Source organism: Pedobacter antarcticus, assembly GCF_900103515.1.
GTDB lineage: Bacteria > Bacteroidota > Bacteroidia > Sphingobacteriales > Sphingobacteriaceae > Pedobacter > Pedobacter antarcticus.
This window is the reverse complement of the sequence record NZ_FNGZ01000008.1, coordinates 1-19,323: the sequence shown is the minus strand read 5'-3', so window position 1 is coordinate 19,323 and position 19,323 is coordinate 1. Positions and strand designations below refer to the sequence as shown.

Here is a 19,323-nt window from a genome sequence, read left to right as displayed (position 1 = left end):
ATGACATACCCATTGGAGCTTTACCTATCTGAAAAAGCATGTTCCTCATTCGCAGGAAAGGTTCTTTTATCATATCGGCTGGTCTCATCAGTTTCAAATTAGACCCCAATCTGATCTGCAACACACTCAATTCAGGAACTGAAATAACCTCTGTCCTAATCCCTTGATTCCAACTGGAAAATGGTGAGCATCATGATGCATAAAAAAGATGAAAACTTACAGACGAAGGCATCAGCTGCGCGCGAAGCAAGCAGGTGCCAGCCGAGACTGCTATAGTTTTTATCTTTTTTTGCAGGGATTTTTAACCAGGGAAATCTAGCTTCTAGGTTATTTGTTTATCGCAGGAATATAAGTGAGCAAAAGCGTTGAAGAATACAATCCTATTTATTAAAGCTAACAAAAAACACAGACCCCTTATTTAATTCGCTCTCCACCCAAATACGCCCGTTGTGTTTTTCAACTACGCGTTTAACGATGGCGAGACCTACCCCCGATCCCTCGATATCTTTCACGTTGTCCATCCGGCTGAAAAGCCCGAAGACATTTTTTAAATTATGAGGAGCGATACCCAGTCCGTTGTCTTTTATGGCGTAGCAGATGTCAGCATCATTGACAGTTCCTTCGATATGAACATGTGGGGCATGACCATGTTTAGAGTATTTGACTGCATTACTAATCAAGTTTGAAAATATTTGAAGCATCATCATGGGATCACCCTTCAACTCAGGCATACTACCCAGGGTGATTTTGACATTTTGAGATTCATAGATCAGGCTTTGATCTCTGACAATGTCTTCAATTAAAGCCCGGGCGTCAATGTTGTGATATTTAAACGCTGAGCGGCCGATTCTTGAATAATCGAGTATGGAGACAATCATCAAGTGCATTTGATCTGCACGCTGATTGATACGTCCAAGGAGCATGCGGTCACGATCTGTGAATCCCTGACTTCTTGCTACCAGCTGAGCGTATGCTTTAATGGCTGCAATAGGGTTTTTAAGGTCATGAGATACCGTATAACTGAAAGTATCCAGCTCATCGTATGCACGTTGCAGCTGCTCATTCAGCAGCCGGATTGCTCCTGCCTTTTGGTTAATAGCGTAGGTGATTTCTTCTTGTAAACGAAGTGCAGAGTTGATCTCTTCGGGGCTCCAAGCCAGTGATGTAGAGAGTATAGTTTGTGACCACTGCTGAAATGAATTTCTAGGTGAAATGTGCATCAATCCGTTACCACCCATTACCGCCTGTTTTTCAGGATTTCCTGCCCAGGTAATAAACTGTGGTTGTTCCGGCTTAAAGTAGATTACGTATTCTTCCAATTCTTTAGAAATAACAACTACCATGATTCCGCTTGCAACGGTGCGATAGTTATCGGCGGCCGGATAGTGAGCCGCAAGTTTGGTCAGGTGATATAAAGGCTGGTTGTTGTTTTGATTTAGCCAGCTGATCAGTTCTGTAAGCTGCCCGTCGTCGGGCGTAATACCAATTTTGGTGATGTTTTTTTCATAGACTAAAACCGCTCCACTGGCATGTACAATATCCAGAACGGTCACAGGGCCTTTGGTTAGTGCCTCTTCAATACTGGCGGTTTCCTGGAGTTGCTTAGTAAGTTTATCCAGTGTGCCGCTAAAAACTTCCAGGGTTTGCTGATGTATTTCTTCTTGCCGGAATTCCAAAGCTGACGACAATATCTGCCCCAGCAGTTTTGACAATTCTCTGGATAAGAAATCAATAAATTTAGGGGTGTAATTATGGCAGGCTATTAGTCCCCACAATTCTCCTTTGCACAATAAAGAGATACTAAAACTAGAAGCAACCCCCATATTTTTCAAATATTGAATATGCACCGGAGATACTGCTCTAAGCTGTGAATAGGTCAACTCCAGCGGCTGGTCCTGATCTGCGGCTGCAGAAATTTTTATTGGTGTGGTCTGCACATCAGCTATGATCCGGGTCAGATTTAATTTGTATAAGTCTCTTGCCTGTTGGGGAATATCGGATGCAGGATAATGCAATCCTAACCAGGGAGATAATTCTTCATTTTTCGCTTCTGCTACAACTTCTCCATGTCCGTCTTCAGCAAAACGGTAGATCATTACCCGGTCGTAAAGGATAGTTTTTTTCACCTGTAAAACGGTATTCTCCAATAAACTCTGAAGATTTTTGTCGGCTAACATTTTAGAAATGGAATGCCCCATCATTTTCTGTACGTCAGGCAATGCGTCGGAAGTTGAGCTTTCAAATTCCAGGAGATATTGGTCGGCAGATGCCGAAATGATGAGGTAATAGATTTCACCGTTAATAGCTAGCTTGAAAGGATTGATCTGTTCAAAGCTTTTGTTGATTTTTCCGATATTTAGTAGGTCTCTGATAAATCCTGGCTGGTCATCTCCTCTGATCAGCTGTTCTATATACCGGAGCTGGGATCCGATCAACTTTGCACACGTTTCCCTTAATAGTTCGTAGATGTTATCACTGCAATGGCTAACCTTATATTGCCGATCAAGTGCGATTAAAAAACCATGTGACTGTATTTGCCCGGGAATATGGATTGGTTCACTGGCGCAGTTGCTGAGGTCAACCTTAAAGTCGGTCATGTCTGGTTTGGGGTTTACCAAATATGCTGTTATTAATCCAGCTTTAGACTTTTATTTAAATATTTAATAATCAGTTATTTGCAAGAAAACATTTATAGGTTATCTGAATAAAGACCTCTTTCCGGTCATTAGGAAAATGTAAGTTTCATGGAGTCAATTTAAGATGTAATTATTTTGCATCCAGCCCGTCTATATAGGCTCCTATCAAGATAACATATTGTTGTTCCAAATAATCTTCCGTACGCTGCAGCCATTGGTTACCAACTTTGTATAACATGATCTCTTTGCCGCCTGAAAAAGAAAGCTTCCATACTTTCAATTTTTTAAAAGTAGTGGCGATGATCTGAATAACTTGTGTAGTGCCATCCTTTAACCTGATTTTGTAATTCATTATTATTATTGTAATCCGTTACCGGCTTCTACAAACATTAACGCGATAAAGTCAATTATCTTACAGCCTGAGACCGATAATTTCATAGACCTTAAATTTAGCTTTGACGATGAGAACACACTCAACCCAATTAGATTCCAGCCTGGAATCTGCAAAAAAAATGATTCAGGAATGAAAATAATCTCCCCCCTCCTAACCAACAGACAGACCTGGGAGCGAATAAAAAAGATGAAAACTTACAGACGAAGGCATCAGCTGCGCGCTAAGCAAGCAGGTGCCAGCCAAGACTGCTACAGTTTTTATCTTTTTTTTCGCCCTAAAAGTCTCCCCCCTCCTAACCAACAGACAGACCTGGGAGCGAATAAAAAAGATGAAAACTTACAGACGAAGGCATCAGCTGCGCGCGAAGCAAGCAGGTGCCAGCCGAGACTGCTACAGTTTTTATCTTTTTTATTCGCCCTAAAGCCCCCCTACTTTTGTTCAATTGATCAGGAACCTTTAAAAAAACCATTTTTAAAAGTATCTTTGTTGCAATTGAAGAATCAAGTTAATCCATATAGAAAACAACTGTCTCAGTTTCTGGCATTTCTGCTGCTGGGACTTTTTGTGAATGCTATGGTTATAGAAGGCTTGCATCATCATAACAGTCAGGATCAATTCAGTTCTTGCAAATCAGCACTGGATAAAACTCAGGGCGATACACAGCTTCATTCTGCCAAAGTAAATTGTAAGCTTTGCGAAGTGATAAAACACCAATCACAATTCTATAATTTGCCATCGGTTGTTAGCCCGGTTCTAGCGCCCGTGGAAACGGCAAAGCCTGTTTTTAGTTACCTACCACCACATCCCACGGCCTATATACTTGCCGCGGCGAATAAAGGTCCGCCAAGTAATCTGGCTTAAATCACTATTCAAGGTGAATTTCTGATAAGGTCGTACCTTATTATCCCCATACTTCTTTTCACTGTATTTAAGTATTGCTGCCAGCGGTAAGCGATGCTTTTATATTATCTTTTTTTTTATGCTTCAAGCGATATCGTTATCCAAAAACTACGGCACTTATTTAGCGCTTAACCAACTCAATTTAACTGTTAATCCTGGAGAGGTTTATTGCCTGCTCGGCCAGAATGGAGCAGGAAAAACGACTACCATAAATCTTTTTCTTGGCTTTATTGAGCCTACGGATGGCAAAATTTTAATTAACAATCGGGAAGTTACAGCTTCAGATGAGCGGCGCAGACAATATATTGCTTATATCCCCGAAGTAGTGATGCTTTATGGAAACCTCTCCGCCATTGAAAACCTCAATTATTTCTCTAAGCTCGCCGGATTTGAGTATAGCCATTTGCAACTAATAAGCTTTTTGTCAGAATGCGGGCTTCAATCGACTGCACATGAACAGCAGCTCAGTGGCTTTAGTAAAGGGATGCGACAGAAAGTTGGAATAGCCATTGCTGTGGCGAAAAATGCACAAATCATTTTAATGGATGAGCCCACCAGTGGCCTTGATCCAAAAGCTACTGCAGAATTCACCATTCTGGTCAAAAAACTAGCAGCTGACGGCCGTTCGATATTAATGGCTACACATGATATTTTCAATGCGGTAGCACTAGCTACCCATATAGGAATTATGAAACAAGGTGAGTTAATCCATACGCTCAAAGCCGCAGACATTACCGCAGCTGACCTCCAGGAACTCTACTTACAAACTATTTAAGCAAGATGGATCAGACCTATAAAATCCGTGATTTTGGCCGGGCATTTTGTTTATTAATATTAATCGGGAATAGTTTTTCAGCATCTGCTCAAATATCAGCATCCACTCAAATAAAGGTAGATGGAAAAGTTACCAGTGCAACAGGTCATTCAGTTGAAAAAGCTACGATCAGATTCCGAAGCGGCAGTAATCAGCTCACCGCCTTAACTGATACAGCAGGCCTATTTGCGATCGTACTTCCTAAATCAGCCAGTTATAATATCAATGTTAGCGCAATAGGTTATAAACCCTATTCCATTGTTTATCCTATTCAGGATTCAGATCATTTAACCTTAGACCCGATTATACTTGCTATGGCAAACGACGAGTTACAAACCGTTGAAATTGTCGGTACCAGTGGTAAAAAATACTATGGAAATTATTCCTTTTCAGCTACTAAAACAGCCACCTTAAATAAGGACATACCTCAGGCCATTTCCTCTATTTCAAAAGAGCTGATTGCCGACAGGCAGGCAGCTGTGTTGGCAGATGCAGTAAAAAATGTAACGGGAGTATCTCAAAGCAGTTTTTATAATCAATTTGCCATCCGGGGAATTAACCAGAATGAAGAAGGCACCATTATAAATGGGATGCGTACGCGCCAGAACTATTTTAACCAACCTTTAACCAGTAATCTTGAGCGGATTGAAGTGATAAAGGGACCGGCAAGTGCCACCTTTTCCAGTGTCGATCCTGGGGGGAGTATTAATCTTGTCACCAAAAAACCTTTGAATCACGACCGTAAAGAGATTAGCATCTCAGGAGGAAGTTTCAGTACCATGCGAGCAGCACTCGATTTTACAGGCCCAATGAATGAAGAGAAAACATTGCTTTACCGCCTGAATGTCGGGTATGAGAACAGTAAAAGCTTCAGGGATCTGCAGTTCAGGAAAGGTTATATCATTGCTCCCTCCTTTTCATATATTCCCGATGACCGTACCAGTTTGAATGTGGAGATGGTTTTGAACAACAGTGACTCAAGGCTCGATCGTGGCCAGGCAATCTTTGGCGCAACCCCGGGCCACCAGAATTTAAATAGTACGCCGATCGGTTTCAATATGGGAGCTGTCAATGATAAATTCAATACGCAGGACCTGATGCTAATGGCAAATTTTGCACATCGCTTTAATCAGAACATCTCCTTTAATATCGCTTATATGAAGCAGAACTGGAATGAAGATCTGCTGGAGCACCGAACGAATAATGCCTTTGCTGTGGATGAAAACAATAACCCAATTAATTCGCTGGCAGGTATGATTGCTGTCCAACGCCAGCAAAAATTTACTACCGATAATCTGAGCACCTATTTTACCCTACAATCCAGCACTTTTGGTTTGTCTCACCAGGTTGTTACCGGCTATGACCGCATCACAACCCAGAAACTAAGAGGCGGGGGAATAAATACAGCTCAGGGATATCGCCTTAAAGATGGAAGCATAGCTGCACGTTATGATGTGAACAAAAAAGATCTGTATCAGTTCAGCACGTTCAACGGCATTACTGCTCCCGTTCCTAATGTCTCCCATTTCAATTTGGAAAATCCATCCTATACGGTCAAAAATCTGAGTGATTATACTTTCTCAAAGTTAGAGATCGCACCTGCTTTCTACCTGGTAAATGGCATTTATCTTCAGGATCAGATCAAATACCGCAAAATTACTTTAACAGTGGGCCTCAGACAGGAATGGTATGAAGACTATAGTAATTATAAACTTAATACAGAGAGAAGGATTAGCCAGCAGAAGCTCTTACCCAGATTTGGAATTACTTATGCATTAAACAGTAGAATCAATGTCTATGGAACCTACCTCCAGGGTTACCAGCCGCAGGGTAATACATCTAGCCTGGTTATCGTTCCTCCCCCGTCGGGGTCAAATTTCAAACCCCTGGAAAGCGACCTGAAAGAAGTTGGTGCTAAATCTGAATGGTTAAGCGGAAAACTGATGGTCAACGTCTCAGTTTTTGAAATCAACCAGAAAAATCTGTTAATGAATGCAAATGATCCTTTAGATGTAAACCGGCTAATAGAACGCGGGGCACAACGAAGCAGGGGTGTCGAACTGGAAGCATCTGGATTTATCCACCGCAACTGGCAATTCAATGCCGGCTATAGTTATGTTGATGCCAGGGTAACACAAGACCTCAACCCCGAGATTGTCGGCGACCGCGTGCAAAACACACCCCAACATAGCGCTAGTGTCTGGACACGTTATAACCTGAATTCTGCAAAATTCAAAGGAATTGGTTTCGGAGCCGGCATACAATATAGCGGAGACAAATTGCCGCTGTATATCAGGGATTTCATACTTCCGGCGTATACAGTGGTTGATGCAGCGATATACTATTCTCCTGCCGCCTCGAAGGTACAGCTGTCCATGAATATGAATAACGTGCTGAATAAAACTTATTGGGTCGGTGCACAAAACTATCTGCGTCTTTTTCCAGGCACACCAAGAAATGTAATGTTTAACGTAACCTACAGCATATAATGACGAGTATAATCCTTACTATCGCCAAACAAACATATAAAGCCACCTACAGCAATAAAGCGGCGCTTGCGCTTACTTTTTTATTGGGTTTGTCACTAGTCCTGGCAACTTATGTGGGCTGGCAGAATTTCAAGTCGCAGAACGATCAGCGCATACACTACAAGCAAATGGTACGGGACCAATGGTTAGCGAAACCAGACAAGCATCCGCATAGGATGGCTCATTACGGTTATCTCGCCTTCCGGGAAAAACATGAGCTGAGTTTCTTCGATTTCGGAATTGAAAGCTTTGCAGGTGTTTCAGTATTTCTGGAGGCACATAAACAAAATACAGTGAACTTTAGTGAAGCCGGATTTTCAAATGGCATGCTGCGATTTGGCGAAATTAGCGTGGCTATGGTTCTACAACTCTTAGTCCCCTTATTAATTTTCTTTCTCGGCTACAATAGTATATCTGCAGAGCGGGAATCCGGGACGCTCAAAATTTTGCTTTGTCAGAATGTAAGTTGGAGAAAACTTCTCTGGGGAAAAACACTGGGGATTATCGGTGTTTGTTTATCCATTTTCATTCCGCTTATTTTGTTAACCATTTTCCTCTGGGCATCATTGAGCGACTGGAATATCAGCACAGATTCTTCCCTGCGGCTAGCGATTCTCATCGCTGGTTATTCAGTCTACTTCTTTGTTATATCAGCCATTACTGTGCTGGTGTCTGCCTTCCAACTCAGCTCAAAAAGTGCTTTAACCACATTACTGGCCTGCTGGATATTTTTCATGGTTATTATGCCTAGGATTACCCAGGCTATTGGCAGCAGGATTTATCCGGCTCCATCGAAGATTGAGTTTGCCGACTCCATTGCGGAAGATATCAGCAGGCAAGGTGACAGTCATGACCCAAATGACGCACATTATGCGGCTATTAAAGATTCCTTACTCAAAGTTCATGGCGTAGATGATGTTAAGAAACTTCCCTTCAATTATGGCGGATATATAATGGCTGAAGGAGAAAAAATCACCTCAGATATTTATAGTAAGCATCAAAAAGATTTAAACAAGATCTTCGAAAAACAAAATAGTATTACCGGTTTTATGGGATTGCTTAACCCGTATTTATCATTGAAGCAGCTTTCAATGGCGCTAACGGCATCTGATTTTAATACGTTCATAGATTTTCAGAATCAGGCAGAAGCGTACAGATACGAGCTTGCGCAAAAGATGAACAAACTTCAGATTGACAATATAAGTAACATTTCTCCCGGAGAAAACGGCAAACCATTGTCTATCAGCAGATCTAACTGGGCTGAACAGCCTGATTTCAATTACCACTTCCATACTGTCGGCAATATGACAACTGAACAGTTTTTTCCATTGGCGTCACTATCCCTCTGGCTTTTAATTACCGTGGGATTGCTTCAGTACATTTCTAAATGGATTAAAACGATATAATTTATGAAAAATAGCACTTATCATTTAGAGTTTAAACTTTTCTTTAGAGGCAGTTCTGCCTGGATAGGAATTGCGGTTTTAATAATTACAGGTCTCTCTGGTTTATATTTCGGTAAAAGTTTCATAGCCAATCAAAAAGTGGTTATAGAGAAGGCTGCAGAATTACAAACAAAAAATACACTTAACAATATAGACCATTTTGGGAAAGACATCGGTCTGGTTTTCTTCCATAATAAATTTTCGGTGGCCAATGTTCCCGAACCTTGGGCAGCATTTGCTAACGGGCAGCGGGACATTAATCCCTACCTGATATCTGTGACTATGCTCACCCTGGAAGGGCAGCTTTACGATACGGATATTAGCAATCCGGTAAGTATGCTTTTCGGTAATATGGACCTGAGCTTTGTATTTATTTATTTATTTCCACTAGTTATTATAGCATTCACTTATAATCTGCTCTCTGAACAAAGGGAAAGTGGTATCTGGTCGCTGTTAAAGTCACAGACCAACCAGGTAACCAAGGTTCTCTGGCAGAAGTTGCTGGTACGGATGGCAGCCATATTTGGTGTTGCATTCCTGCTGCTTGCTGTAGCTATATTTTATCTCCAGTTACCCGTAGATCAAACATTCTTTGCTGTGTTATCTTTCATTGCAATTTACCTGTTTTTTTGGTTCGCCATATCGTTCTTCTTCATCTCATTGGGTAAAAATTCCAACTTCAATGCTTCGGCACTTGTTGCGGTTTGGGTATTGATGTGTATTGTTATTCCTGCATCCTTAAACCTTATACTTACCCAGCGTTATGCAGTTCCGGAGGCACTGCAAAATGTCATAAATCAACGTGAGGGCTACCATGAAAAATGGGATATGCCAAAAGACGTAACCATGAAGCCTTTTTTCGAACATTATCCCCAGCTAAAAAAATATCCCTTTCCAAAGGACCTCACCTTCAGCTGGTACTGGTACTATGGAATGCAGCAAATGGGTGATGACCAGGCGCTGGAAAGCCGCGCTGCAGTTCAAAAGAAATTAGCCGAAAGGCAGTATTTCACGAATATTGCGGCTTTATTCTTCCCCGCTATTCAGGTGCAGCTGGGTATCAACGAACTGGCTGGTTCAGACTTAACTACGCATCTGGGATTTCAACAGGCCGTAAGACAATATCATGAACAGATCAGGCTACATTTTTACCCTGCAATCTTTCAAAATCAGGATATCAGTTCGACGAATATTAATTCCATCGGACTTAAAAATTTTGAAGCGGTGAAAGTCTATGGCTGGCATAGGTTGCTATCGCTTCTGGTAATTACCAGTATGCTGACCCTGATTGCCATGACTAACTTAAAAAAGATAAACCAATTGAAATAAGGAGATCTTACTCTTTAACCTTCCGAAAAAAAAGATAAAAACTATAGCAGTCTCGGCTGGCACCTGCTTGCTGCGCGCGCAGCTGATGCCTTCGTCTGTAAGTTTTCATCTTTTTTTTCGCCCAGGGATCAGATAGACAAATATGATCAGACCTATAAACTCAAACTGTGATAACTAAAAGCCGGAATGCAGTGCAGATAAATGTTATTTAATTAGCTGCTTGATTAGGTTAACCAAGGCAATAGGAATTCCACCTGCTAATTCCAGAAATAAGCCAAAAACAGGCAAAAGTAAATATGCCCAAATGGGGTACTTAAATCTCGTTGTTGTGCCACTAATAAAATTTTGAATCGCGGGTAAAACTTTGTCTTTATAATGCCATAGAATCAAAAAAGTTAATAGTATATAAAACGGAATCCTTATCGTAAACGGAGTATAAAGCCCCATAAATGTCATATCCCACATAAGAATATTTATCCAAATTGGAATCGCCATCAATGCACCCAAAATCACAGTACGATTATAAATAAGTAAAAGTGCCGCTATTATTTGAGAAATTCCTATAAACGATTTGAACGGCTCATGATCTGCCAAATACCAGGACAGATTGAATAATCCAACTTCTTTTAATGGCAAATCCAGCGTCGCCTTAGTTACTCCAAATTGTCCGTCGATGAGTTTAGAGTAGCCATATTGTAATAATATTAAGGCCAACCATATCCTCGCTGTCAAAATAAAATAATCCCTTAATTGCGCTTTAGCTATTTTTTTCATTGTATAGAGGCCTGTTTATCGTCATTTAATCCACAGAATACAAACGACCCGTTTTCTAATTTAGAAGAAAATTTAAGAATTATCCTACGGTGGATGTTAATTAAAATTTAACGTTGCGTTTGCAGCCCCGGAATTTAATTTACTTACCATCTAATTTGAAGCTCTTTTAACGGATAACTTAACCAGGCTAAATGAAATTAGAAATATCATGCTGACTACCAAAAGTGTGAAAGAACCACTTTAGCAGGAAGATCAAGATCAGATGATTAAAGATCCCCTATCCTAACACCACGAACACCACCAGAAAAAAAAATTATATCACGTATCGAAAAACTATCAATCACAGCGTAATATTCAGGAATGATATTTTTTCACAAGGTTAATTCTGCAGAAAACAATCAACTGAACATCAATCGATAAACTTGCCCTCAACTCACAACCGGACATAAATTAAACCCCAGAGCAAAAAAAAGATAAAAACTATAGCAGTCTTGGCTGGCACCTGCTTGCTTCGCGCGCAGCTGATGCCTTCGTCTGTAAGTTTTCATCTTTTTTTGTACCAAGTATTCCCCTCTTTTTCCGGGAGTACACCCAAGATGAGATTTACTTTTCAAAAGAAATAATAAAGCCTTCATATGACGAAACTCTTAAAAAGCTAAGGTTACAATTAGCACCAGCAGTTTTTATTGAAAATTTGTTAATGCGTGATTAATGCTTATTTTGTCATAATAATTAACCAACTCTCATAGCTCAAACATACTGCCATCAGCTACTAATTTGCCGATAGGCTTATCGGGGGGTAAATCCCTGGGGTGTTATAACTAATTGGGAATATATTCTTTAATGATATGAAACATAAAAAAGGGTTATTCGATCTTGCAAAAAAAACATTTGCAGTTATTACAGCCTCAATGGCTTCTTTATCTGGCAATCAAGCTGAAGCAAGTATTCTTCCTTCAGCAGATCTAAGTAAACAATTCGAAATGGATCACATTGATATTTCCAAAAATGAGTTGAAACCAAAACTTACTTTAAAATTATTGGCTAATGATCCAATGAAGAGTATTCTTTTTATGCATACATCTCACCGTTCGCACAGCTCACACAGATCACATAGCTCCCATTCATCTCACTATTCATCTTCTTCAAGCTCCAGCTACGCCGCCCCAAGACCGACATATACGCCAACTTCCCCATCATCCGGTTCAAGTAATAGTTCTTCCAGCGCCGGCTCCGCAAGAAGTTCAACCGGGAGCACGACACGAGCCTATTCCGGAAATAGTTCAACTCCAGGCAGCTCAATGAACACATTAATTTCACCCAAAAGCATTTGGTATAGAGTCATGTATCTGGGATGTGAAGGCGATGATGTTCTAAAGCTTCAACAATATTTGAAGACCCTGGGATTGGACGTTCCACAGACAAGTTACTTTGGGCCACAGACTGAAGTGGCAATAAAAAAATTCCAAACTGTGAATGAGTTCAAACCAGATGGCCGGGTTACAAAGTTGATTTTTGACGAAATAAAAACCAGATATGAAAACAAGATTCGATAACGATAAAGTTTACTTCACTATTGACACCTGGATATTTTCAAAAGAGGTTATCCAAAAATGTTTTTATTGGTATACTGCAGAGTTTTTTGTTGATTTTAATTTTTTGGATGATCGCTTTATAGAGGTATCACTAGTCTATAACACGGATCAAAAGTATGATGAAACTGCTCTCGTAGCAAAAATCGCTCAGGATCTCAATGATTTCTCTATAAGAGAAACTGTAAATCATCAGACGAAAATCATTAGAGAACTTATTGTTGCAAAAGCTTTCGCAAATTTCGAGGAGAACCAGGAAGGATTCTCTCTTGATGATGTATCCGATCCACTGGGTTTTAAGCTCTAAACAGAAATGATAACACTCCCCGTTACAAATCCTAAAAAACATTCAAGAAAGTTCAACGATATAAGCCACTACAAAAAACAGGCAAGGTATCATCTGCTACCATTTCGTTTTATTTCACTAAACAATACCAGAGAAGTGTTGGTAAATGAGTTAGGCGACTTTCTGCTTGTTGATAAAGGAACCGCAGAAAGGATTGTGAAACATGAGATTGACTCCGTTAATGATCTTGAGTTGTATGCAGATTTAAGTGCTGATTTTTTCATCTCGGATTCTTCAATTCCTTATTTGATTGAAGTTATGGCAACACGATACCGGACAAAAAAATCTTTTCTTGATCACTTTACGGCGCTCCATATTTTCGTAATAACACTTCGTTGCGAGCATACGTGCCACTATTGCCAGGTGTCTAGGGTAAGTGAAGACAAAAATTCCTTTGATATGCATCGCGCTCACATTGATAGCGGCATAGCACTGATGATGCAGTCACCTAACCCGCACGTGACGATGGAGTTTCAAGGTGGAGAGGCATTGTTAGCATTTGACCAAATTGTTTATGCTGTAAAAAAAGCATCTGACGACGCATTCCAAATCGGTAAACAGATTACTTTTGTTATCTGTACTAACCTCGCACCAGTCACCAGGGAGATGCTGCTTTTTTGTAAGGAGCATAATATTATAATTTCAACCTCGCTTGATGGCCCGGAATTCATACACAACAGTAACAGACATAAAAAAGGTAATGACAGCTATAGCCTTGCTTTAAACGGGATTGCATTATGCAGGGAAATACTTGGCAATGACGGTGTGTCTGCTCTCACCACTACATCTGCACTATCCCTGGCATACCCGAATGAGATTGTTCAGGAATATATCGACAGAGGATTCAACAGTATTTTTCTCCGCCCAATAAGTCCGTATGGATTCGCCACCAAGAATGCGAAAAAGAATAAGTACGATACCCAACTTTTTCTGGATTTCTATAAAAAAGGATTAGCTAAGATTATTGATTATAATCTTGAGGGTAATTTTTTTAGAGAGGATTATGCTTCAATCATATTGAAAAAGATCCTAAGTCCTTTTCCGGTCGGATACGTAGATCTGCAATCACCAGCAGGTCTGATCAATAATGTTATCGTATTCAATTATGATGGACATATCTACGCTAGCGATGAGGCGAGAATGCTCGCCGAAATGAAGGACTATACCTTTCAGCTTGGACATCTTAATACTGCGAATTATAATGATATTTTTTATGGCGATAAAGCCATGGAGTTTCTAAATGCCGGAATCAACGAAGCCCTTCCAGGCTGCAGTGACTGTGCTTTTCAGCCGTATTGTGGTGCCGATCCAGTACAGAGTTACACTACTCAGGGAAATCTTATCGGGCATCGGCCAAGCAGTGTGTTCTGCCATAAAAACATGAACATTATCCGACATTTATTTGAGTTAATCGACTCAGACAAGAGAATATTGAATGTCTTTCATAGCTGGATCAGAAACTAATGGAACTTAAAACCAGAGGCAAAGCTTTAAATATCGATATACCTATTATTGGTAAAATCACAAGAGACAAGCTATGTACCGGCAAGGATCACATTTTGATTTCTGAAGACTTGACTTCCGATCTTAAAGGTTTTAAATGCATTATAAGCACTGCTGATTTTTTTAGTGGGATTGAAGGATTTCCCTATATTGAAAAGGCAGCTTTTTTGCATCACTTATCGGATGGAGATATCGTAGTTATCAATACCGACGGAGTTATCAATACACTATACAGGGTAAATTCTCTTCAGAATGCAATTCTAGTTACAGAACGTTGCAATAGTAACTGTCTGATGTGCTCACAGCCACCTAAAGACAGAGAGGATATACCTTACCTTCACAATATCCATCAGCAGCTTTTGCCTTTAATTCCCAAAGACTGCGCGGACCTTGGAATTACCGGGGGCGAACCAACCTTAATGGGCAATCTATTCTTCGACCTTCTGCACCGAATTAAAACCGAACTTCCAGATACCGAAGTCCATTGTCTAACGAATGGCCGTACATTTGCCTGGAAAACTTTTGCAAAAAAACTTGGTTTGATGAAAATGGACAGGTTGGTACTTGGCATTCCATTGTATAGTGATTATGCTCCCCAGCACGACTATATTGTACAAGCCGAGGGGGCTTTTGAACAGACAATGCTTGGATTATATCACCTCGCAGCAGAAGATGTAAGAATTGAGATTCGGATTGTTCTCCATAACCTCACAATCCCAAGGCTCGGCAAACTTGCCCGGTTTATCTATAAAAATCTTCCTTTTGTTGAACATATTGCGTTTATGGGACTGGAGTATCAGGGATATACACCACATAATATCGAAAAACTATGGATTGACCCCGTAAATTACATGGCAGAACTGGAGGACGCCGTAACGTTTCTATCCTCAAAGGACATGAATGTTTCCATTTACAACAGCCAACTATGTCTGATGCCTGAACAATTATGGTCGTATAGCCGCAATTCAATATCCGATTGGAAAAACATCTATTTGCCAGAATGTACCGCGTGTCGCGTTCTGGATAAATGTGGCGGTCTGTTTAAATCGGCTGAAAAAAAACACAGCTCTTTTATTCAGTCACTTTAATTGACCAGAACTTTATCTTTTTTTTACCCTATTTCCTCACCCCCTACCTCTAACCGGACAAATGATGAATACCTGGCGCAAAAAAAAGATGAAAACTTACAGACGAAGGCATCAGCTGCGCGCGAAGCAAGCAGGTGCGAGCCGAGACTGCTATAGTTTTTATCTTTTTTTTGCCCTTTCAGCAACCACCCCCTTACACATCGCCAATAATAATTTCCGGGTCAGCTGCAGTTTCAGCATTTGCAAATACTATAGTAAAAGTTGATCCCTTGCCGAGCTCACTTTCCACGGTAATACGTCCGTTATGTTTAGCAATAATCCGGCTTACAATCGCCAGGCCTACCCCAGAACCTTCAATATCTTTAGCGCTATCGAGCCGGTTAAACAGCTCAAATATTTTCGGAATATCATGCGCAGCAATCCCCATTCCGTTATCGGAAATAGCATAAGTAGTTTCTTTAGCATTAGATGTCCCTGAGATGCGAACCTGGGCCGGTTTGGCATGCTGACTATACTTTACCGCATTACTGATTAGATTTGCAAATACCTGGGAGAGCATCGTCGGATCGCCTGATATCTCCGGAGTATCGCCAACAATAAATTCAAGATCAAGATCTTTATAAACAAATGTCAGGTCTTTGATAAGATCATCTATCAATTGCCCGGTATACACCGGTTGAAACTCAAGTTCTATTCTTCCTATACGCGAATATTCAAGAATTTCACTGATCATGTCAGTCATCCGGTTAGCTTTATCTTCCACCCGCGACAAAAAATTTTGAGTCAGAGGACTAATATTTTTATCTTTTTTGGCCAATTGCGTATAACTCTTAATAACGGCCAGCGGATTTTTAAGATCGTGCGAAATTGTATAGGAGAAAGTATCCAGTTCTGCATAAGCATCTTTGAGCCTTTCATTCAGTAATCTCAATGCACCAGCCTTCTGATTTACCACGTAGATAATCTCATCCCGCAGTTTGATCACCGAATTGATTTCTTCCTGCATCCAGCTTTCCGATTTGCCGGTTACTTCCTGCGTCCAGACTGCAAATGAATTTCTGGGTGAAATTACACTCAGACCTTTAGGATCAAACTCAACAGGCTTCTGCGGATCGCCAGCCCATTTGACCATCTGCAATTTCTCGGGTTTAAACCAAATCATAAATTCCCTGAGCTCTCTGGAAAGAGTACATATCAATATACCACTGCCGACGTCAATAAAATCAGCTGCGGGAGGATAAACCGCACTTAAGTTATCCGTATAGTATATAGAATCGATAATTGTGTCTTTCGCCCATTCTAATAGTCTTCGAAGCTGATCATCTGTCGGTAACCGCCCTATTTTAGTTTGTTTCTGATTATAATTAACGACAACACCTTCGGCATGTGTAAGACTAAGAATCATTGTGCGCCCCTGCGTAAGTGCATCTTCCACGAATTCGTTTTCCTGTAAAAGCTTGGTTATTTTTTCAAGGCTTGTACTAAAACTTTTATTGATAAACTCGTTTTCTTCATCCTGCCTGAATTCCAGGGCTGAGGAAAGAATCTGGCCGATTAGCTGTGCATAAGTCCTGGATTTATAACTAATAAATTTAGTTGTATAATTATGGCAGGCAATCAATCCCCATAATTCTCCTTTATAGATCAGTGAAATACTAAAACTAGAAGCTACACCCATATTTTTGAGATACTGAATATGGATTGGTGACACTGCCCTCAATTGAGAATACGTTAGGTCTAGCGGAGGCCTCTTAGCAGAATCTGCCGTAATTTTAAATGGGACGGCATCCACATCGGCAATAAGCCGGGTTAAATTCAATTTATATAACTCACGTGCCTGTTTTGGAATATCAGCTGCCGGATAATGCAAACCGACCCAAGGGTCCAGATCATCATTTTTTGCTTCCGCCACAACTTCACCATGCCCGTCACTTGCAAACCGGTAAATCATCACCCGGTCATAGTTGATGATCTTTTTAACTTGTTTTGCGCTATTATCGAGCAAAACCTTCAAATTTTTATCTGCAAGCATCTCTGACACCGAACTACCAACCATATTTTGCAGATTTGGCTCACTGTCAGCAGCAACTGGTTCAAACTCCAGCATATAATAGTCTGCGGAAATAGAAATAATCAGATAGTAATGCCCATCACCTAAATTGACGGTATAAGGGTTTATATTTTCGAAGTTGTTCTGCTTCCCGATTTTTATGAGCTGAGCAATAAACCCCGGTTCCAACCCTAGTTTCGGTTCTAAAACCTCAATAAACTGGTCCAATAAATTAGGATTTACGTCTGGAATGAAGTTATTAAGCCCCTCACTCTGAAACCTGACCTTCATCTGCTGATCAATCACAAGCAAAAAGCCATGGCTCTGTATCGCTCCCGGAATGTGTATAGGTTCTTTATCGCAATTGCTGAGGTCGATCTGGAATTCTGACATTTATTTTCTTAGGCTCTTATGAAATTCCGGGGTTCGCGGAATTAGGGTAGAAGTTTAAAACCCAATAAAACGCAGAATGTTTAAATTATTTTCGATAAGTCTCAACAATTTTAGATTGCGCAACGGTTTTTCTTTTAAAAAATCATGAACCTTAACAGCTCGGCCGGCACCTGCTTGCTTCGCCGCAGCTGATGCCTTCGCCTGTAAGGTTTTCATGATTTTTTAGGCGTGTACACCATGGTTGGGTGGCAATTTTACGAGTTCAGACTTAGAAGTAAAATAATGGCGACATGTTTCTATACGGGAGATTGATGGGAAGACTGATAGGAAGAACGGTGTAAAGAGTTTTTGTTTTTTTGGGGGTTATTTCAGGATGAGGCAGTCCGGGAAGACTGATAGGAAGAACGGTGTAAAGAGTTTTTGTTTTTTTGGGGGTTATTTCAGGATGAGGCAGTCCGGGAAGACTGATAGGAAGAACGGTGTAAAGAGTTTTTGTTTTTTTGGGGGTTATTTCAGGATGAGGCAGTCCGGGAAGACTGATAGGAAGAACGGTGTAAAGAGTTTTTGTTTTTTTGGGGGTTATTTCAGGATGAGGCAGTCCGGGAAGACTGATAGGAAGAACGGTGTAAAGAGTTTTTGTTTTTGGGGGGCCGACGTGATAAGCTCAAGGTTCTGGTCATATCTTGTGCGGGTCTCGTTTGACTTTTCTTTTAATCTTGTTCGACTGAACCCCACAACACACCTACAAGAAGCCCACACGTACCCACAGTGAACACACAAGATGGTGGATTACATTGGGCTCACTATGGGATTTTGACTAAGAATATCAGGTGTGACTGCATTAGAACCCGAGGAGATTGTGTTATGTTTTGGTCTTGATTTAGTTTGTTTCTGGTGTTGTTTGACGGAAACCGGGAGATCTGCTGAAGTCGACCTGAGGTTCACCCGAGGTCGACCCGAAGGTAGGTAAGTTTACTCATAAGGGCACACATTTAGGGATTTGGAGTGCTGAGTTTAGTAAAACAAGGATTAGTTAAGGGTCGGGTGATGGTTGTTTACTGAAGTGTGAGTCTTGCTCGGGTCTTGTTCGGGTCTTGTTCTTAGTTACCCCAATTTTTCACTATAGTTAACCTATCCTTAGCCCATTGTTAGCCCGAAATTTATTGTGTAGTATTGAGAAAAATGTCCATTCCTGAAAAAGCTATACACTATAAAACAGTGTATGGAAAGAGAAGAAGAGTTGTTCTACTCAGAAAGAACGAGTAAAAATCAGAAGTTTGACAAGCGACTGATCGCTCATGTTGTTAAGCTGGCCGAAGAAGGGACGCCCCGGAGGGATCTGATAAAGACTTATAAAATGACCGGAGAAACCCTTGGGATGTGGTTGGACAAGTACAGTTCAATTTTGCATAAACGCAAGCTTCACAGTACTGCAGAAAAACGATCGATTGTTCGAGCTATCCATGGGGGGATGAGTATAAAGGAAGCCGTTATCGTATACAATATCAGCTCAAGGAGTACCATACGAAAC

At 40.7% G+C, this 19,323-nt stretch carries 15 protein-coding genes; 10 read left to right on the top strand and 5 right to left on the bottom strand.

Translation table 11 applies throughout. The annotated features are described in order from the left end of the window. Positions 1–380: 380 nt before the first annotated feature. Both BLR53_RS15170 and BLR53_RS15165 read right to left on the bottom strand, forming a co-directional pair. On the bottom strand, positions 381–2,597 hold the full coding sequence (locus BLR53_RS15170; RefSeq protein ID WP_074590911.1) for an ATP-binding protein: 2,217 nt from the start codon (positions 2,595–2,597) through the stop codon (positions 381–383). A 169-nt stretch (positions 2,598–2,766) separates the two neighbouring features. After that, the gene (locus BLR53_RS15165) at positions 2,767–2,988 is read right to left on the bottom strand and encodes a hypothetical protein (RefSeq protein ID WP_074590909.1); all 222 of its coding nucleotides are present in this window, start codon (positions 2,986–2,988) and stop codon (positions 2,767–2,769) included. Positions 2,989–3,522: 534 nt separating this feature from the next. Here BLR53_RS15165 and BLR53_RS19820 point away from each other — a divergent pair. The 5 genes from BLR53_RS19820 to BLR53_RS15140 all read left to right on the top strand — a co-directional run bounded on the left by BLR53_RS19820 (position 3,523) and on the right by BLR53_RS15140 (position 10,046). Beyond that, on the top strand, positions 3,523–3,891 hold the full coding sequence (locus tag BLR53_RS19820; RefSeq protein ID WP_037441509.1) for a hypothetical protein: 369 nt from the start codon (positions 3,523–3,525) through the stop codon (positions 3,889–3,891). A 118-nt stretch (positions 3,892–4,009) separates the two neighbouring features. After that, entirely contained in the window at positions 4,010–4,705 is a 696-nt protein-coding gene (locus tag BLR53_RS15155; protein ID WP_074590904.1) for an ABC transporter ATP-binding protein, read from the top strand. A gap of 5 nt (positions 4,706–4,710) precedes the next feature. Continuing rightward, the gene (locus BLR53_RS15150) at positions 4,711–7,233 is read left to right on the top strand and encodes a TonB-dependent receptor (RefSeq protein WP_083332094.1); all 2,523 of its coding nucleotides are present in this window, start codon (positions 4,711–4,713) and stop codon (positions 7,231–7,233) included. After that, positions 7,233–8,678 (top strand): ABC transporter permease, encoded by a 1,446-nt coding sequence (locus tag BLR53_RS15145; protein ID WP_074590902.1) that lies wholly within the window; start codon positions 7,233–7,235, stop codon positions 8,676–8,678. Before BLR53_RS15150 ends, BLR53_RS15145 begins: the two co-directional genes overlap by 1 nt. Positions 8,679–8,681: 3 nt before the next feature. After that, positions 8,682–10,046 carry a DUF3526 domain-containing protein gene (locus tag BLR53_RS15140; protein WP_074590900.1) on the top strand — a complete coding sequence of 455 codons (1,365 nt, stop codon included), beginning with the start codon at positions 8,682–8,684 and terminating at the stop codon, positions 10,044–10,046. 204 nt (positions 10,047–10,250) lie between these two features. Here BLR53_RS15140 and BLR53_RS15135 read toward each other — a convergent pair whose 3' ends face one another. After that, positions 10,251–10,820: a hypothetical protein gene (locus tag BLR53_RS15135; RefSeq protein ID WP_074590897.1), complete on the bottom strand. Its 570-nt coding sequence runs from the start codon at positions 10,818–10,820 to the stop codon at positions 10,251–10,253. A gap of 848 nt (positions 10,821–11,668) precedes the next feature. On the opposite strand from BLR53_RS15135, the gene BLR53_RS15130 reads away from it, so the two are divergent. From BLR53_RS15130 to hxsC, 4 genes are read left to right on the top strand one after another with little or no spacing between them, the layout of a single operon-like run. Next, entirely contained in the window at positions 11,669–12,376 is a 708-nt protein-coding gene (locus BLR53_RS15130) for a peptidoglycan-binding domain-containing protein (RefSeq protein WP_074590895.1), read from the top strand. Next, complete coding sequence (gene hxsD, locus BLR53_RS15125) at positions 12,357–12,719, top strand: His-Xaa-Ser system protein HxsD (protein ID WP_074590893.1); 363 nt, start codon at positions 12,357–12,359, stop codon at positions 12,717–12,719. The genes BLR53_RS15130 and hxsD overlap by 20 nt, the downstream gene beginning before the upstream one ends. A 6-nt stretch (positions 12,720–12,725) precedes the next feature. Next, positions 12,726–14,222 (top strand): His-Xaa-Ser system radical SAM maturase HxsB, encoded by a 1,497-nt coding sequence (hxsB, locus tag BLR53_RS15120; RefSeq protein WP_083332093.1) that lies wholly within the window; start codon positions 12,726–12,728, stop codon positions 14,220–14,222. Beyond that, positions 14,222–15,349: a His-Xaa-Ser system radical SAM maturase HxsC gene (hxsC, locus tag BLR53_RS15115; protein WP_074590890.1), complete on the top strand. Its 1,128-nt coding sequence runs from the start codon at positions 14,222–14,224 to the stop codon at positions 15,347–15,349. The genes hxsB and hxsC overlap by 1 nt, the downstream gene beginning before the upstream one ends. 193 nt (positions 15,350–15,542) lie before the next feature. On the opposite strand, the gene BLR53_RS15110 is transcribed toward hxsC, so the two are convergent. Next, the gene (locus BLR53_RS15110; RefSeq protein ID WP_074590888.1) at positions 15,543–17,792 is read right to left on the bottom strand and encodes an ATP-binding protein; all 2,250 of its coding nucleotides are present in this window, start codon (positions 17,790–17,792) and stop codon (positions 15,543–15,545) included. A 54-nt stretch (positions 17,793–17,846) separates the two neighbouring features. Beyond that, positions 17,847–18,008, bottom strand: a complete 162-nt coding sequence (locus BLR53_RS19985; protein ID WP_157282901.1) for a hypothetical protein — start codon at positions 18,006–18,008, stop codon at positions 17,847–17,849. A gap of 1,006 nt (positions 18,009–19,014) precedes the next feature. On the opposite strand from BLR53_RS19985, the gene BLR53_RS15100 reads away from it, so the two are divergent. After that, a partial coding sequence (locus tag BLR53_RS15100) for a hypothetical protein (RefSeq protein ID WP_143007891.1) occupies positions 19,015–19,323 on the top strand: 309 nt, incomplete at its 3' end.

Coding starts and splice junctions, on each gene's coding strand:
- BLR53_RS15170 (WP_074590911.1), bottom strand. CDS start 2,597: ATGACCGACTTTAAGGTTGACCTCAGCAACTGCGCCAGTGAACCAATC.
- BLR53_RS15165 (WP_074590909.1), bottom strand. CDS start 2,988: ATGAATTACAAAATCAGGTTAAAGGATGGCACTACACAAGTTATTCAG.
- BLR53_RS15155 (WP_074590904.1), top strand. CDS start 4,010: ATGCTTCAAGCGATATCGTTATCCAAAAACTACGGCACTTATTTAGCG.
- BLR53_RS15150 (WP_083332094.1), top strand. CDS start 4,711: ATGGATCAGACCTATAAAATCCGTGATTTTGGCCGGGCATTTTGTTTA.
- BLR53_RS15145 (WP_074590902.1), top strand. CDS start 7,233: ATGACGAGTATAATCCTTACTATCGCCAAACAAACATATAAAGCCACC.
- BLR53_RS15140 (WP_074590900.1), top strand. CDS start 8,682: ATGAAAAATAGCACTTATCATTTAGAGTTTAAACTTTTCTTTAGAGGC.
- BLR53_RS15135 (WP_074590897.1), bottom strand. CDS start 10,820: ATGAAAAAAATAGCTAAAGCGCAATTAAGGGATTATTTTATTTTGACA.
- BLR53_RS15130 (WP_074590895.1), top strand. CDS start 11,669: ATGAAACATAAAAAAGGGTTATTCGATCTTGCAAAAAAAACATTTGCA.
- hxsD (WP_074590893.1), top strand. CDS start 12,357: ATGAAAACAAGATTCGATAACGATAAAGTTTACTTCACTATTGACACC.
- hxsB (WP_083332093.1), top strand. CDS start 12,726: ATGATAACACTCCCCGTTACAAATCCTAAAAAACATTCAAGAAAGTTC.
- hxsC (WP_074590890.1), top strand. CDS start 14,222: ATGGAACTTAAAACCAGAGGCAAAGCTTTAAATATCGATATACCTATT.
- BLR53_RS15110 (WP_074590888.1), bottom strand. CDS start 17,792: ATGTCAGAATTCCAGATCGACCTCAGCAATTGCGATAAAGAACCTATA.
- BLR53_RS19985 (WP_157282901.1), bottom strand. CDS start 18,008: ATGAAAACCTTACAGGCGAAGGCATCAGCTGCGGCGAAGCAAGCAGGT.